General features: G+C 60.2%; 11 protein-coding genes, 1 other RNA gene and 1 other annotated feature. Of the genes, 4 read left to right on the top strand and 8 right to left on the bottom strand.

Going from position 1 to position 14,727, the window contains the following annotated elements; genetic code table 11:
- Position 1 precedes the first annotated feature (1 nt).
- Together D3F01_RS04710 and D3F01_RS04705 are read right to left on the bottom strand one after the other, a co-directional pair.
- On the bottom strand, positions 2-1,483 hold the full coding sequence (locus D3F01_RS04710) for a transglutaminase-like domain-containing protein (RefSeq protein WP_242886238.1): 1,482 nt from the start codon (positions 1,481-1,483) through the stop codon (positions 2-4).
- 18 nt (positions 1,484-1,501) lie between these two features.
- A complete protein-coding gene (locus tag D3F01_RS04705; RefSeq protein ID WP_242886236.1) occupies positions 1,502-2,575 on the bottom strand; it encodes an alpha/beta hydrolase in 1,074 nt (357 codons plus the stop codon).
- A 324-nt stretch (positions 2,576-2,899) separates the two neighbouring features.
- On the opposite strand from D3F01_RS04705, the gene D3F01_RS04700 reads away from it, so the two are divergent.
- The 3 genes from D3F01_RS04700 (at position 2,900) to ssrA (ending at position 4,425) form a co-directional block, all read left to right on the top strand.
- On the top strand, positions 2,900-3,418 hold the full coding sequence (locus tag D3F01_RS04700) for a GNAT family N-acetyltransferase (protein WP_242886234.1): 519 nt from the start codon (positions 2,900-2,902) through the stop codon (positions 3,416-3,418).
- Positions 3,419-3,531: 113 nt separating this feature from the next.
- Complete coding sequence (gene smpB, locus D3F01_RS04695) at positions 3,532-4,014, top strand: SsrA-binding protein SmpB (protein WP_005930963.1); 483 nt, start codon at positions 3,532-3,534, stop codon at positions 4,012-4,014.
- 62 nt (positions 4,015-4,076) lie between these two features.
- Positions 4,077-4,425: a transfer-messenger RNA gene (gene ssrA, locus D3F01_RS04690) on the top strand.
- 64 nt (positions 4,426-4,489) lie between these two features.
- Here ssrA and D3F01_RS04685 read toward each other — a convergent pair.
- The 3 genes from D3F01_RS04685 to pheS are packed head-to-tail and all read right to left on the bottom strand — an operon-like array spanning position 4,490 to position 8,446.
- On the bottom strand, positions 4,490-4,990 hold the full coding sequence (locus tag D3F01_RS04685) for a methylated-DNA--[protein]-cysteine S-methyltransferase (RefSeq protein WP_242886232.1): 501 nt from the start codon (positions 4,988-4,990) through the stop codon (positions 4,490-4,492).
- A gap of 3 nt (positions 4,991-4,993) precedes the next feature.
- Positions 4,994-7,405, bottom strand: a complete 2,412-nt coding sequence (gene pheT, locus D3F01_RS04680) for a phenylalanine--tRNA ligase subunit beta (RefSeq protein WP_242886230.1) — start codon at positions 7,403-7,405, stop codon at positions 4,994-4,996.
- A gap of 18 nt (positions 7,406-7,423) precedes the next feature.
- Positions 7,424-8,446 carry a phenylalanine--tRNA ligase subunit alpha gene (gene pheS, locus D3F01_RS04675; RefSeq protein WP_005930972.1) on the bottom strand — a complete coding sequence of 341 codons (1,023 nt, stop codon included), beginning with the start codon at positions 8,444-8,446 and terminating at the stop codon, positions 7,424-7,426.
- Positions 8,447-8,531: 85 nt separating this feature from the next.
- Positions 8,532-8,773: a binding site (T-box leader), on the bottom strand.
- Positions 8,774-9,200: 427 nt separating this feature from the next.
- Here pheS and D3F01_RS04670 point away from each other — a divergent pair.
- Positions 9,201-10,406, top strand: coding sequence for an MFS transporter (locus D3F01_RS04670; protein WP_242886227.1), 1,206 nt, complete (start codon positions 9,201-9,203; stop codon positions 10,404-10,406).
- A gap of 54 nt (positions 10,407-10,460) precedes the next feature.
- Here the strand turns inward: D3F01_RS04670 and D3F01_RS04665 are convergent, their stop codons facing one another.
- Genes D3F01_RS04665 through D3F01_RS04655 form a run of 3 tightly spaced genes read right to left on the bottom strand, consistent with a single transcriptional unit; the run spans position 10,461 to position 14,641 of the window.
- Entirely contained in the window at positions 10,461-11,903 is a 1,443-nt protein-coding gene (locus D3F01_RS04665; protein WP_117533332.1) for a TrkH family potassium uptake protein, read from the bottom strand.
- A 12-nt stretch (positions 11,904-11,915) separates the two neighbouring features.
- Positions 11,916-13,274: a Trk system potassium transporter TrkA gene (trkA, locus tag D3F01_RS04660; protein WP_242886225.1), complete on the bottom strand. Its 1,359-nt coding sequence runs from the start codon at positions 13,272-13,274 to the stop codon at positions 11,916-11,918.
- 47 nt (positions 13,275-13,321) lie between these two features.
- A complete protein-coding gene (locus D3F01_RS04655; protein ID WP_242886224.1) occupies positions 13,322-14,641 on the bottom strand; it encodes a thymidine phosphorylase in 1,320 nt (439 codons plus the stop codon).
- Between the last annotated feature and the right edge of the window lie 86 nt (positions 14,642-14,727).

Raw genomic sequence — 14,727 nt, 5'->3', positions numbered from 1 at the left:
ATTATAAGTCCTCGAAATCGACCAATTCTTTCCGGGTATCCAGCGCATCGCCATAAAGGCCCACGCCGTCCACCTCGCACTCGCCCGACTGGTTATCATAGGGGTCGGAACGGAACCCGTACATCGGCGGGTCAAAGGGTGCCTCAAAGGCGCGGTTTGCCACCATGCGCCCGGTGTCCAGATTGCCGAAGTAGTGGCGGCGCAGCTCTTCCTCACCCTGCCGTGCCATGGAGGCACCAAACGAGCAGTCGGCATACATCCAGCCCTTGGGGGCAATGTAGAACATGGCCCAGTCGTGGCAGCCCACACCGGTGGGCGACACCGACAGGCCGCTCTGCCAGCGGGCCGGAATGCCCACCAGACGGCAGAGGGTGATGAAGGTCAGGGCCATAATGCCGCAGTCACCGCGCCGGTCCCGCGCGCAGCGGTCGGGCAGGCAGTCCTGCACAAAGTAGGCGGGCTGATAGTGATACCGCACGTTCAGGGTAACGTAATCATAGATGCGCTTTGCCTTTTCCGCCGGGTCGGTGATTCCTTCGGTCAGCTGTGCGGCCAGCGCCCGCAGGTAAGGCGTAAACACGATATGCGGGGCCTGCTCCTCGGTATCAAAGGTCGGCTGTTCCGGTGCGGGCACAAAGTCCAGCGGGTCGGCATAGACTGCCGTTGTCTTGTAACGGTACTGCACCCCGAAGCGGCGGTTTTCGGTCAGGTCAGCCTCCCAGCAGACCGTGCGCTGGGGGGCGTTTGCATCGGCGATGCGGCCCGGCTGCTCGGTAAAGCTCTGCAGCTCGATCTCACTCTGGGCCAGGCATTCCGCTGGGATGGGCAGCCAGGCGCGGACGTGCACGCTCTCCCGGCCCTCTGCCTTTGCCTTGGCCAGAGCGGCGGCAAAGGCCTCATCCGACATTCCCACGCTGGTCTTCAGCGTGATGCGGGCACTGGCCTGCCCTTCCCGCTCCATCTGGTCATGGATGCGGCGGCGGCGCTCCCGGGCCAGCGTAGCCGGGGCGGGCGGGTCGAGCTGACGGGCGGCAAGGTCGGCGTGGGTGGCGATCAGCGTCTCGGCAAAGCGGTCAAGGTAGTGCTTCTCCCCTTCCACGAACCGCCAGTCCACCCGGCCATCATGCACCAGCTGGCGGAACTCCTCCACCGTGAAATCCCGCACAAGGCCCTGCATCCGGGCCACGGCCTGTGCCTCGTTCCAGCAGTATTCCTGCGGCAGACGGCACATGATCTCCTTCTGCACCAGCAGGGCATCCCGCAGCGCGTCCACGCCGTGGGGCACAGGGTTGGCGGGCTGCTCATACTCCGGCATTTCCAACCCCTGACTGCGGGGGCTGTTCTGGGTCTCCGTCCAGTCCTCGGCCAGATATTCATCGATCCGTGCCATGGCTTCTTTGTAATAGCCTGCGGCCTTCAGCCGCTCCACATCATCGGGCAGACCGACGTTCAGATGCACAAATGCTTCATTCAGATCTCTCATCCTGTTTCATCCTTTCTCTCAGGCGCACTGCTCTTCCCAGAAAGCAGTGGCTTCCACCAGCCAGTTCTCGGCATCTGTTCCTGTGCCGATGCCGCAGACGTGAGGTGCATTGTTGAACACCCGGTAAACATGCTTGACGTGATTGGCCTGCAGGGCAGCTTCCAGCTGCGGTCCCTGCCGCCAGTAGACCAGCTCTTTCAGCAGTGTGTCGTTCACGCCGTGCCAGTGATAGGTGGCGGGATAATCCGGCGTGATCTCATCCGAAAGGTTCCGGGTATAGTATTTGGGGCCGTACGCGCCGATATCCTGGATGACATGGTAGATGGGCTTGATATAGGTCATATCGTTGATGGGGTAGCCCAGCAGCAGGGCGGCAGGCTTGGGCACATTGTAATGCTTATACCCCACCGATTCCGTGCCGAACAGGCCCGTCAGGTGGCCGCCCATGGAATATCCCACGATGGCGTACTGCTCCGGCTGGATGCCAAACTCCGCAGCGTGTTCCTCAATGTACTGCATGGCCCGGCCGATGTCCTCCAGCGGAGCGTCATCGGAAGCATCCGTCCAGACGCGATACCGCAGAATAAAGGCGGCATAGCCCAGCTCATGCAGCTGCCAGGCCGTGCAGGCCCCCTCCTCCAGCTCGGCGCTCTCATTGGCACCGCTGCCAGCCAGGATCAGCGCAAACTTGGCATTTTCGGCCTTGGCCGGGAAATAGAACAGGCCGGTGTTGTTTTTGGTGCGGTCCGCCGCCTTTTCCACATCCGTGTAGAACGAGTGGGTGACCTGAACGCCATTGTTGTAGTTCTCAATGACCAGATTCAGCCCCTTGGCACAGCCTTCGGCCACATACTCGTTGGTGTAGCCCTCCACAGTGGTCATCTCCCACAGGGCCTGACCCGGCGGGCAGTCCTTATCCTGCGAGTAGGTGTAGAAGCCGGAGTTCTTGATGCCCGGGTTGCTGCGCACTTCCTTCATGGTGGTCTGGGCCGTGATGTTGGGCTCTCCCTTTTCCATCACGGCACCGGCGGGCAGGGCCAGCAGTGCCAGCAGACACAGCACCATCGCAACGATTCGTTTTGCCTGTTTCATGTTCCGTTCCTTTCCCCCGGCACCGCCCTGATTGCATTTTCCCACACAGAGGACTATAATATGAGACTGCACAGGCGGCACCGGTTGGTTTTTTTCTATTGTATCACACCCGCCGGTATTGTCAAAACAAATCTGCCCACAAAATCCATGCGTTGTGATCTCCGCGCTTCCGGGGGCCGGGTATTCAGATTCCGGACACTCTGCCCGGTCTGAGGTGAACAGGTTTCCATTGTGATTTGCGGCAGATTCTGCTATACTGAAAAAAGATATTGCACACGCAATGAGGGGAAACCGGAGCACTGCGGCTCCAGTCAGGATAGGAATATGAGTGAGATCACAGTCCGGCCCATGATGCCGGAGGATTGGACTGCCGTGTCCAAAATATATCTGGAGGGCATTGCCACCGAGCACGCCACCTTCCAGACCAACTGCCCGCCCTACACCGCCTGGGACGCATCCCATGCCAGGGAATGCCGGCTGGTGGTGCTGGACGATGGGGTCGTAGCCGGCTGGGCAGCCCTGCATCGGGTAGACCCCCGCTGGTGCTACCGCGGCGTGGCCGAGGTGAGCATCTATGTCGGGGAGAAATTCCGGGGCAAGGGACTGGGCTTTCACCTGCTCACAGCGCTCTGCCGTGAGGCCGAACAGGCCGGGTACTGGACGCTGCAGTCCACGGTGCTGCAGGACAACGTCCCCTCCCGGGGCCTGCACCTGAAATGCGGTTTCCGCGTGGTGGGTCGCCGGGAGCGCATTGCCCGGGACTGCCACGGCCGCTGGCTGGACACCTACCTGATGGAGCGGCGGTGTACAGCGGACGAACCGGCGGGCTATAAAAAGCTGTAAGGCGCTTTTTGCGGGAAAGATTTACAGTTTCTTCAAAAAGTGACCTTGAAAATCCACAAAAATATGATATACTAACGTAACGATACCAAAGCGATAGAAAGGAGGCGCGCGGAATGGCACCGACCAAAGAGCGTCCGGCAACCAAGACGATTGCCACAAACCGGGAAGCGCGCCACGAGTATTTCGTTCTGGAAGCGCTGGAGACCGGCGTTGAGCTGAAAGGCACTGAGGTCAAGAGCCTGCGTGCCGGCGGCGTGAATCTGAAAGACAGCTGGGTCGATATTGAGGACGGCGAGCTGCTGGTCAAGGGAATGCACATCACCCCCTACGACCACGGCAACATCTTCAATCAGGACCCCATGCGGGTGCGGCGGCTGCTGGCCCACAAGAATGAGATCCGACGGCTGCACCAGCAGTGCAAGCTGCAGGGCTACACTCTTGTGCCGCTTTCGCTCTACTTCAAGCATGGCCGCGTCAAAATGGAGCTGGGCCTGTGCAAGGGCAAAAAGCTCTATGATAAGCGCGCAGATGCCGCCAAGCGCGATGCCAAGCGCTCCATCGACCGGGCCGTTAAATCCAACGGCGTTTACTATTGATTTCAGGCAGCATTCCTGCCCGGAAACTTCAAAGCTTACCCACACCGCAAGGTGTGTTTTATGGGGGCGTAAAGGTTTCGACGGGGGGAGCGAGGCCTGGGCAGCGGGTAGCAGTGGGGGATCTGCTCTAAACTCCTCCAAAAAATTAACTGACAACAATAATTATCAGTTGCTCGCAGCCTGAGTGCTGCGCGTTCCGCCCACTCTTGTGTCGTGTGGGGCCGGGGCGTCCTTTAGACACAGCACCTGAACGGACCTAAGCTTTGCGGACCGGCAGGAACTCATGAAGCTACCAATGCGTTAGCCTGGCGACCGGCGTGACGCGGAGGGAATGTTGTTGATCGCCTGCACCCGGAGACACCTACGCTGAACTCTTTTCGGACATGGGTTCGACTCCCATCGCCTCCACCACACAAGAAAAATCCGAACCTCTTCCCATCGGGAAAAGGTTCGGATTTTTCATTTGCTGCATTTCTTACAGCGTCATTTTCATTTCCAGTCTCAGCAGCGCGGCTTTTTTATCGATGCCGCCTGCATATCCGGTCAGGCTGCCGTTTGTTCCGACAACGCGGTGGCAGGGAATGATGATAGAGATCACATTGTGACCGACAGCCCCGCCCACAGCCTGCGCAGACATCCGGGAAAGGCCGCGCTCTGCAGCCAGCTGCTTTGCCAGTGCACCATAGGTCGTGGTCTGGCCGCAGGGGATGCGGCGCAGCAGCACCCACACCTCCTGCTGAAAGGCAGAGCCAGCGGGATGGAGCGGCGGGGTGAAGTCCGGCTCCTGCCCGCCGAAATAAACATCCAGCCAGCGTCTGGCCTCGGAGAGCACGGCGGTCTCCTGCTCCTGATGCACCGCATCCAGGGTGCGGGCAAAGTATTTCTGCCCCTCGAACCAGAGGCCGGTCAGGCCTGTGTCGTCAGAGGCCAGCAGGATGCCGCCCAGAGGAGACTTGTAGTGTTGTGTATAGATCACCGTTTATCGGATCTCAATGCCCAGCTTGAACTTCAGGTTACCCAGCACCTTCTTGACGGTGCGCTCAACCTGCTCAGCGGAGATCTCCGCACTGGGGTCAGACAGGGTCAGGGAGAAGGCCATGCTCTTCTTGCCCTCGCCCAGGTTTGCGCCGCGGTAGATATCGAACAGCTTGACCTCGGTGATGAGGGAGCTTGCCTTCTTGATGGTGTCCTCGATCTCTCCGCAGGTGACCTTTTCCTCGCAGACAAGGGCCAGGTCACGCTTGACAGCGGCGTAGGGGCTCAGCGGCTTATAGCGCAGCTCACCGTCCACACAGGACATCAGAGCCTCATAGTCCAGCTCACCCAGATAGATGTTCTGGCTGTCCTTCTGGTCCTTTGCGATCTCCAGCTCGCCGTTGATCTCATTGGAGAGCTTACCGAACACGCCCAGACGCTTGCCGTTGCAGTAGACAGCGGCGCTGATGCCGGGGTGGAGCCACGGGGTGGTCTCGCGCTCGTAGGTGAAGGTCAGGTCAAAGCCTGCGGCCAGCGCCTCCATTGCACCCTTGACGGTGAAGAAGTCCTCCTCGGGGCCAAAGGCACCAATGCAGAGGGTCTGACGCTCGTGGGGATGCTCGCTGATGGGCAGCTCCTTGGCCAGATAGACGGGAGCCATCTCGAACAGGCGGCCCTCGGCATTGCCCTTCTTGAGGTTGTCCACGATGACATTCAGCATGGACGGGGTCAGCAGGGTGCGCATGATGGACAGGTTCTCGCTGATGGGATTCAGGATGCGGATGGCCTTGCGGGCAGCATCCTCAGCGGGGATGTGCAGCATATCCAGCTCCGCGTTGGAGTAGAAGGCCAGGGTGGAGGCCTCATAGAAGCCCTGTGCAGCCAGCAGGCGCTTGGTCTTGAGCTGCTGCTTCTGTGCATAGTTCAGGCCGCCGTTGGTGACAGAGGCGGTGTTCAGGAAGGTGGGGTTGATGTGGTCATAGCCGTACTCACGGATGACCTCCTCCGCCAGATCGGGGAAGCTCTCCACATCCTCACGGTAGAGAGGAGCAGACACATCCCAGCTGCCATCGGCCTGCACATCCACAGTGAACTCCAGGCGCTGCAGGATATCGATCATGGTCTGCTCGGGCACAGTGATGCCCAGCACGCCGCAGATCTTGGCAGGGGTAGTCACGATGTGCTTGCGCTCCAGCGGGCGGCCATCGGTCAGGTCATACTCGAGGGTGGTGATATCGCCGCAGTCCAGCTCCTGGATCAGGTGCAGGGCACGGGCCAGGCCCAGCTCGGGAGAGTTGCGGTCCACACCCTTTTCATAGCGGGCAGAAGAATCACTGTTCTGGCCCAGGGCACGGCTGGTCTTGCGGACGCAGTCACGGGCGAAGGTGGCGCACTCGAACAGCAGGCTGGTGGTGTTCTCATCCATGCCGGAGTTGGCACCGCCCATGATGCCGGCCAGAGCCACCGGCTTCTCGGCATCACAGATGACCAGATTGTTGGGGTTCAGGGTGAACTCCTTTTCATCGAGGGTCACGATCTTCTCACCCTCGTGGGCACGGCGCACATCAATGGTGCGGCCGGCGACCTTGTTCAGGTCAAAGGCGTGCATGGGCTGGCCCATTTCCAGCAGGGTGTGGTTGGTGATATCCACCACATTGCTGATGGAGCGCAGGCCGCACAGGGCCAGATGGCGCTTCATCCAGCGGGGAGATTCGCCCATGCGGATGTTGCGGACGTAATGCGCCATATAGCGGGGGCACAGGTCAGGGGCCTCCACCTGGACGGTGATGGGAGCATCCGGCTCACAGACAGCCTTATAATCCATGGCGGGCATGTGCAGGGGCTTGTCCAGAATGGCAGCGACCTCGCGGGCAATGCCCAGCACGGACTGGCAGTCGGGGCGGTTTGCGGTGATGGAGATATCGAAGATATAGTCATCCAGGCCGACAACGGGTGCGATGTCGGTGCCGGGAACGGAATCCTCGGGCAGGATGAGCAGACCATAGACCTCAGAGCCCGGGAACAGGTCGTCGTTCAGGCCCAGCTCCTCGCCGGAGCAGAGCATACCGTTGGACTCCACGCCCTGCATCTTGCGGGCCTTGATCTTGATGCCGCCGGGCAGGGTGGAGCCATCCAGAGCGGCGGGCACACAGTCGCCCAGCTTCATATTGGCGGCACCGGTGCTGATGCGGATATCGTGGCCGTAGTCACCGCAGTCCACCACACACTTGGTCAGGTGGGTGCCCTCCTGCTTTTCCATCTCCACGATCTTGCCAACGACCACCTTGCTGATGCCTGCATCCAGCGGGATCAGCTCTTCCACCTCAAAGCCGCAGGAGAACAGCTTCTCCTCCAGCTCCTGAGCGGTAACGTCGATATCAACGAATTCTTTTAACCAACTGAAAGGTACTTTCATTGTCTGTTCTCTCCCCTCTTATTCATGGAACTGCTTGAGGAACTGCAGGTTGTTCTCGAACATCAGGCCGATGTTGTTGATGCCGTACTTCAGCATGGCGATGCGCTCGATGCCAATGCCGAAGGCGAAACCGGAATACTCATCCGGGTCAATGTTGCAGTTCTCCAGCACCTTGCGGTTGACAACACCGCCGCCCAGAACTTCGATCCAGCCGGTGTGCTTGCACAGGGGGCAGCCCTTGCCGCCGCACTCAAAGCAGCTGACATCGACCTCCACACTGGGCTCGGTGAAGGGGAAGTAAGAGGGACGCAGGCGGGTGCGGGTGTCCTTGCCGAACAGCTTCTGCACAAAGGTGTTCAGCGCGCCCTGCAGGTCGCCCAGGGTGATGCCCTTATCCACGACCAGGCCTTCCATCTGGTGGAACATGGGGCTGTGGGTGGCATCGGAATCGGAACGGAACACACGGCCGGGGATCAGCACCTTGATGGGCGGCTTCTGGCTGTCCATGGTGCGGATCTGGCCGCCGGAGGTCTGGGTGCGGAGCAGGAACTCGTCGGACAGGTAGAAGGTATCCTGCATGTCGCGGGCGGGGTGATCCTTGGGCACGTTCAGGCGGGTGAAATTGTGGTCGTCGTCCTCGATCTCAGGTGCGTCGGCCACGGCAAAGCCCATGCCAGAGAACACGTCGATGATCTGGTTGGTGACCAGCGTCAGGGGATGCAGACCACCCACCGTGCGGGTCTTGGCGGGCAGGGTGATGTCCACGGTCTCAGCGGCGTTGCGGGCGGCCAGCTCGGCCTCCTTCACCTTGGCAGCGGCGGCATCGTAGTCTGCCTGCACCTTCTGCTTGAGCTCGTTGATGATCTTGCCCATGGCGGGGCGCTCTTCGGGCGCGACAGAGCGCAGATTCTTCATCAGCGCGGGGATCTTGCCGTTTTTGCTCAGATATTCCTGCCAGAACGAGGCCAGCGTCTCCTTGGAAGAGACCTGACCGAGGCTCTCTGCGGCCTGTTTGGCCAGCTCGTCGATCATTGCTTGCATGGAAATTCTCTCCTTCTCAGTTCGTGTTTTCAAAGCGGGGCAGCAAAAAAGGCCCCGTCCCCTGCCGGGCCATTTCTGGCCGGACAAAAGGGACGAAGCCTTTGCAAATCCAATGCTCCGCGGTACCACCCGGTTTCCGCCCTGCACAAACAAGGGCGGCTCTCAAACGCCGTAACGGGGCGCACCGTCCTGCCCTAATAGAAGCCGTTCGGGCAGGCCGCTCAGGAGCGAACTTCGGCACACACCCACGCGGAAGCCCTTTCAGCCGGTGAAGCTTCTCTCTTTGCTGTGGAACTGCGTGCGTACTCTCTCCGTCGCTGCGTTTTCAAGATATTCAGGTTTCATAACCGGATATCATCTTACCACACTTTGGGCCTGTTTGCAAGCCAGGGCGGCACTTTTTCCCTGAATTTTACGGTTTTGCTTGTATTTTGGCCGAAAGTATGGTATTGTAAGCGTAACGTTTTACTGAAAGGAGGGTACACCCAGATGGGTTGGAATGGCTGCATCTTTTTCAAAAAAGGTCAGATTTAATACGTTCCGGCTCGAAGTGTACCCTTTTATTGGAAACAAAACCTCTCCATCTGCGCTCTGGCGCAGCCAGCTCCCCTCATAGAGGAGCCAAATCGAGGAAACCTTTCAGCAAGACGTGGAGCATGATTTTCAGCGCCGCGCAGCTTTGCTGTGGGGCGCTTTTGTTTTGCCTGAAAATGGGCACACAGTCCTATCCATTGTAATAGAAAGGGTGCTCCCCATGAATCAGAATCTCAACTTGAAACAGCAGCTTCGCTGCATTTACATCTCCGACTTTTTCTCCGGTCTGCGCATCACGGATGCGGTATGGGTGGCCCTGCTGGCGGCCCGGGGCTTCTCCCTGTGGGAGATCGGCCTGGCCGAAAGCGTGTATCACATCGTCAGCCTCTTCTGCGAAGTGCCCAGCGGCATGGCGGCAGACCTGCTGGGCCGCCGGAAGACCCTCCTGTCCGGCGGAGTCTTGACCGTGACCTGCAATCTGTTGATGGCTTTTGCGCCGAACCTGTTCACCATCTGCCTTGCCATGGGGCTGAGCGCGCTGGCTATGACCATGTTTTCCGGCACCTTCACAGCCCTTGTCTACGACAGCCTGAAGACCGAGGGCCGCGAGGACGAGTACATCCAAGTCTCCGCCAACAGTTCCCAGATTTCCATGCTGGCCAACGCCATAGGTTCGCTGGCCAGCCTTTTGAAGCGCTTCCTCGGCTTTGCGGGCTTTTACCTGCTGAGCGCTGCGTTCGAGGGCGTTTCCACCGCCGCCCTTGCGCTGATGGAGGAGCCCATCGTCACCAAGGCACAGGCCAGCCGGGGAAAGCAGACCCTCCGCGCGCTGCCCGGCCAGTTCACCAAACTGGCGCGCAACAGCCTGAGCATCCTGCGCACCACGCCGCTGGCGGCCAAGCTCATCGTTTCCAGCGCCGTCGTCTCGGTGCCCAGCTACCTGACCAAAATGTTCTTGCAGCAGCGGCTCGTTGAGCTGGGCTGGCCCACGGAGCTGCTCTTCCTTCCCCTGCTGCTGGGCGGTGCTGCCTGTGTGCTGGGCGCTGAAGTGGGCCGCCGGGTCCGGTTCCGCTCCATGCGGCGGTTTTACTCCGTCTGCGCCCTGCTCTGCGGCGTCGGCACGCTGCTGGTGGGCCTTGCCCCCGCGTGGGGCGGTCTGTTCGGCATGATGCTGGTGCAGGGCGCACTGGAAGTGTACCTTTTGCATGAAAGACAGAAGCTGAACGACGCCATTCCCAGTGACCAGCGGGCTACCCTCATCAGCGTGGACAGCATGGCCTACAGTCTGCTCATGATCCCCGCAAGTCCTCTGGTGGGTGCCGTCGGCGATGCCTTCGGGCAGGCCGGTGCAGGCCTTGCCCTGCTGGGCGGGGTCATCGTGCTGAGCGGCGCGGCGCTCTTGGGGAAAAAGCCGCAGGAATCCTGATACAGCAAAAAGCGGATGCGTTCCGGTAGGAGCGCATCCGCTTTGTTATTTTGCTCAGAACCGCCGCCAGGTGTCCGGCATAAAGAACACCAGCATGGGGAAGATCTCCAGACGGCCCGCCAGCATGTCAAAGATCATAACCAGCTTGGCGGGGTTGGAGTAGCTGCCAAAGTTCATCATGGGGCCCACCTGGGCAAGGCCCGGGCCGATGTTGTTCAACGTGGCGGCAATGGCGGTGAAGTTGGTCACCATGTCAAAGCCATCCAGACTGATGAGGAAGAAGGATGCCGCAAAGATGAAGATGTAGGCGGCCACAAAGACATTGGTGGCGCGGATGGTCTCATGGTTGACCACCTTGCCGTCCATCCGGACGGGGGCCACCACCTGCGGGTGAAGGGCCTGCTTGAGCTCCTTGCCCACAGTCTTGCCCATCAGCAGGAGGCGGCTGACCTTTATGCCGCCGCCGGTGCTGCCTGCGCAGGCACCCACAAACATCAGCATGACAAGGATCTCCTTGGAGAGGGTGGGCCACAGGTCAAAATCACAGCTGGAAAAACCGGTGGTGGTGATGATAGAACCCACCTGGAAGGCGGCGTGGCGCAGGGCCTCGCCCAAGCCGTTGTACATGCTGTAAATGTTGGCCGTGATGATGACCACAGCCACACCGATGATCACAAAGTAGGCGCGCACCTCCTCGCTGGCGGCAGCGCGGCGGAAGCGGCGCATCAGCAGCAGGAAATAGGCGTTGAAGTTCACGCCAAACAGGATCATAAAGATGGTCACGACCCACTGGATATAGGGCGACATGCTGGCAAAGCTGTCATTGCGGAAGCCGAAGCCGCCGGTGCCCGCTGTGCCAAAGGAGGTCAGCAGGGCTTCAAACACCGGCATCCGCCCGGCGATCAGGAACATGAATTCCAACACCGTCAGGAGGAAGTAGATGCCGTACAGAATTTTTGCCGTGGACTGCACCTTCGGCACCAACTTATCCACCTGCGGGCCGGGGCTTTCGGCTTTCATCAGGTTGACATGGGAGCCGCCGGTCAGGGGCAGCAGGGAGAGCAGGAACACCAGAACGCCCATGCCGCCGATCCAGTGGGTGAAGCTGCGCCAGAACAGGATGCCCCTGGGCAGGTCCTCCACAGCAGGCAGGATACTGGCACCGGTGGTGGTGAAGCCGGAAACGGTCTCAAACATGGCATCCACCGGGTTGGGAATGCTGCCCGTGAGCACAAAGGGCACCGCGCCCACCACACTGATGAGCAGCCAGCAGAGCGCCGTGGTGGCAAAGCCCTCCCGCATATAGAAGATCTGGCTCTTGGGCTTGATGCGGTGGAGCAGAGCGCCCGCCACCGCAGAAAGCGCTGCCGTGAGCAGGAACACGCCCAGCACCATCCACTCACCGTAGATCAGGCTGGCCATGGCAGGCAGCAGGAGCAGCGCGGCTTCGCAATAGAGGATGTAGCTCAGCAGCCGCAGAACGATTGCATAATTCATGCCGCGCCTCCGTTAATCTTCCACGATGTCCCGCAGGTCATGCAGGCCGTGCTCCAGCGTGACCACGATGACGTTGTCGCCCACCTGGATCTCATCGCCGCCGCGCGGGATCTTGATCTCATTGCCGCGGGTGATGCAGCAGAGCAGCAGGTTCTTTTTCAGGTGGAGCTGGCTCAGGGGCACACCGGTGGCGCGGCTCTTCTCATGGACCGTAAATTCCAATGCCTCCACGCGGTCGTCCAGAATGCGGTACAGGGTCTTGATGTTGCTGCCTGCCTCGTTCTGCAAAGCGCGCACATACTGCACGATGTAATCGCAGGTCATGTACTTGGGGTAGACGATGCTGCCCAGATCAAGCCCGGCCAGGATATCGTCAAATTCCAGGCGGTTGATCTTGGTGACCAGCTTGCCGTTGGAATGCTTCTTGGCAAACAGGGTCAGCAGAACATTTTCCTCGTCGATGTTGGTCAGGGCCACAAAGGCCTCGGTGGAGGTCAGGCCCTCGGAGAGCAGGAACTCGCGGTTGGAGCCGTCCTCACACAGGATCTGTGCTTCGGGCAGGGCCTGGGCCAACACATCGCAGCGGGCGGGGTCCCGCTCCACGATCCGCACCCGGACATGGTTTTCCAGCAGCTCCTGGCTCAGATAGAAGGCAATGGCACCGCCGCCCACGATGAGGGCATTGCGCACCGGGCGCACGGCCAGATGGATACGCTGGAAGAACGCGTGGGCCTTTTCCTGCGTTGCAAGAAAGGTGACCTGATCGCCGGTCTGGAGCACAAAATTACCGTTGGGGATGATGACCCCGCCGTCGCGCTCCACGGCGCAGACCAGGATATCGCTCTTGAGCCGGGTGGGGATCTCCCGGATGGCCACGCCGTCCAGTGCCTGTGCCTCGGTCAGGGTGAACTTGATCAGCCGCACCCGGCCTTCCGCAAAGGTATCGATCTTGCTGGCACCGGGGAAGCGCAGCAGGTGGGAGATCTCCCGCGCCGCCGCCATCTCCGGGTTGATGATGGCCGAAATGCCGATCTGCTTTTTGATGAAGTCCAGCTCATGGCTGTAGGATGGGTTGCGCACACGGGCAATGGCGTGGCAGTGGCCCGCCTTTTTGGCAAACATGCAGCAGAGCAGGTTCAGCTCGTCCGAGCCGGTGACCGCAATGAACACGTCCGCTTCCTCGATCCCTGCCTCGGACAGCGTTGTGATGGAGGAGCCGTTGCCGGTAATGCCCATCACGTCATAGGATTCGCTGATATGCTCCACACGGGCCTTGTTGGTATCGATGATCGTGACATTGTGGCCTTCCTCGCTGAGCTGACGTGCCAGCGCTGTGCCGACTTTGCCGCAGCCCACCAGAATGATCTTCATAGAAAATGTCCTTTCCGTCCCTCCCGCCTTGCGGGAAGGATGCTTTCTCAGTAGCGCTCCACGCCGTCCTTGGTGACAAGGGCGTAGACCAGCGGGGCCTCCTCGGGCTTTTCCGCACCATAGACCAGACCGCTGCGGTACTCCGCAGCAGCGGCCTCAAACTTATCTGCCGCACCGTAGAAGGTGGCCAGGCTTTCGCCCTTGTGCACATAATCGCCGCGCTTTTTGTGCAGGGTGATGCCGGCCGCAAAGTCCAGCGGGTCTCCCTTCTTCTGGCGGCCAGCGCCCAGCAGCACACTGGCAGAGCCGATCTTCTCGGCATCGTTGGCCACGATGTAGCCGTCCTGCTCAGCCAGCAGCTCAAAGCTGGCTACGGGCTGCTCAAACAGGCTGTAATCGTCCAGCACACGGGTGTCGCCGCCCTGGGCCGCAAACATCTCCTTGCACTTGGCAAAGGCAGAGCCGTCCGCGATCACAGCCTCGGCCATGGCGCGGCACGCGTCGCGGCTCCCCTTGCCTGCCAGCACCAGCATATTGGCGGCCAGCTGCAGGCAGACCTCGGTCAGGTCGGCAGGGCCCTTGCCCTTGAGCACGTCCATGCTCTCCATGACCTCAAGGCTGTTGCCGATGTTGCGGCCCAGCGGGGTGTCCATATCGGTGATCATGGCGGCCACCCGGCGGCCATGGTGGGTGCCGATGGCGACCATCAGCTCAGCCAGCTCAATGCTCTGGTCCACGGTCTTCATAAAGGCACCGGTGCCGGTGGTCACATCCAGCAGGATGGCATCAGAGCCGGAGGCCAGCTTCTTGGACATGATGGAGGAGGCAATGAGAGGGATGCAGCTGACCGTGGCGGTCACATCCCGCAGGGCGTACATCTTCTTATCCGCCACGGCAATGCCCTCGCTCTGGCCAATGACCGACAGCCCGATCTTGTTCACCTGGGCAAAGAACTCCTCCTGCGAAAGGGCAGTTCTGGTGCCGGGCACGCTCTCCATTTTATCAATGGTGCCGCCGGTATGGCCCAGGCCGCGGCCGCTCATCTTGGCGATCTTTACACCGCAGGCCGCCACCACAGGGGCGATCACAAGGGTGGTCTTATCGCCCACGCCGCCGGTGGAGTGCTTATCCACCTTGATGCCGGGGATGGGGGAAAGATCGACCATCACGCCGCTGTGGGCCATCACGTCCGTCAGCTCGGCTGTTTCTTCGTTGGTCATGCCGCGCAGGTAGACCGCCATCATCCAGGCAGCCATCTGGTAATCGGCCACTTCCCCGCTGACAAAGCCGTTGACAATGGCTTCCAGCTCTTCCCGGGTGTGGGTACCGCCATCGCGCTTTTTCGCGATCAGATCATAAATACGCATCGCAATTCTCCTGTCTGACAGTATGACTTTCAATAAATTCCATTATAACAGACTTTTTGATAAAGGCAATCCACATTCCGTCTCCT

The organism is Faecalibacterium sp. BCRC 81149 (genome assembly GCF_022750605.1).
In the GTDB taxonomy this organism is placed as follows: Bacteria; Bacillota; Clostridia; order Oscillospirales; family Ruminococcaceae; genus Faecalibacterium; species Faecalibacterium duncaniae.
Note: the sequence above shows the minus strand (reverse complement) of the source record. Positions and strands in the feature narration are given on the sequence as shown.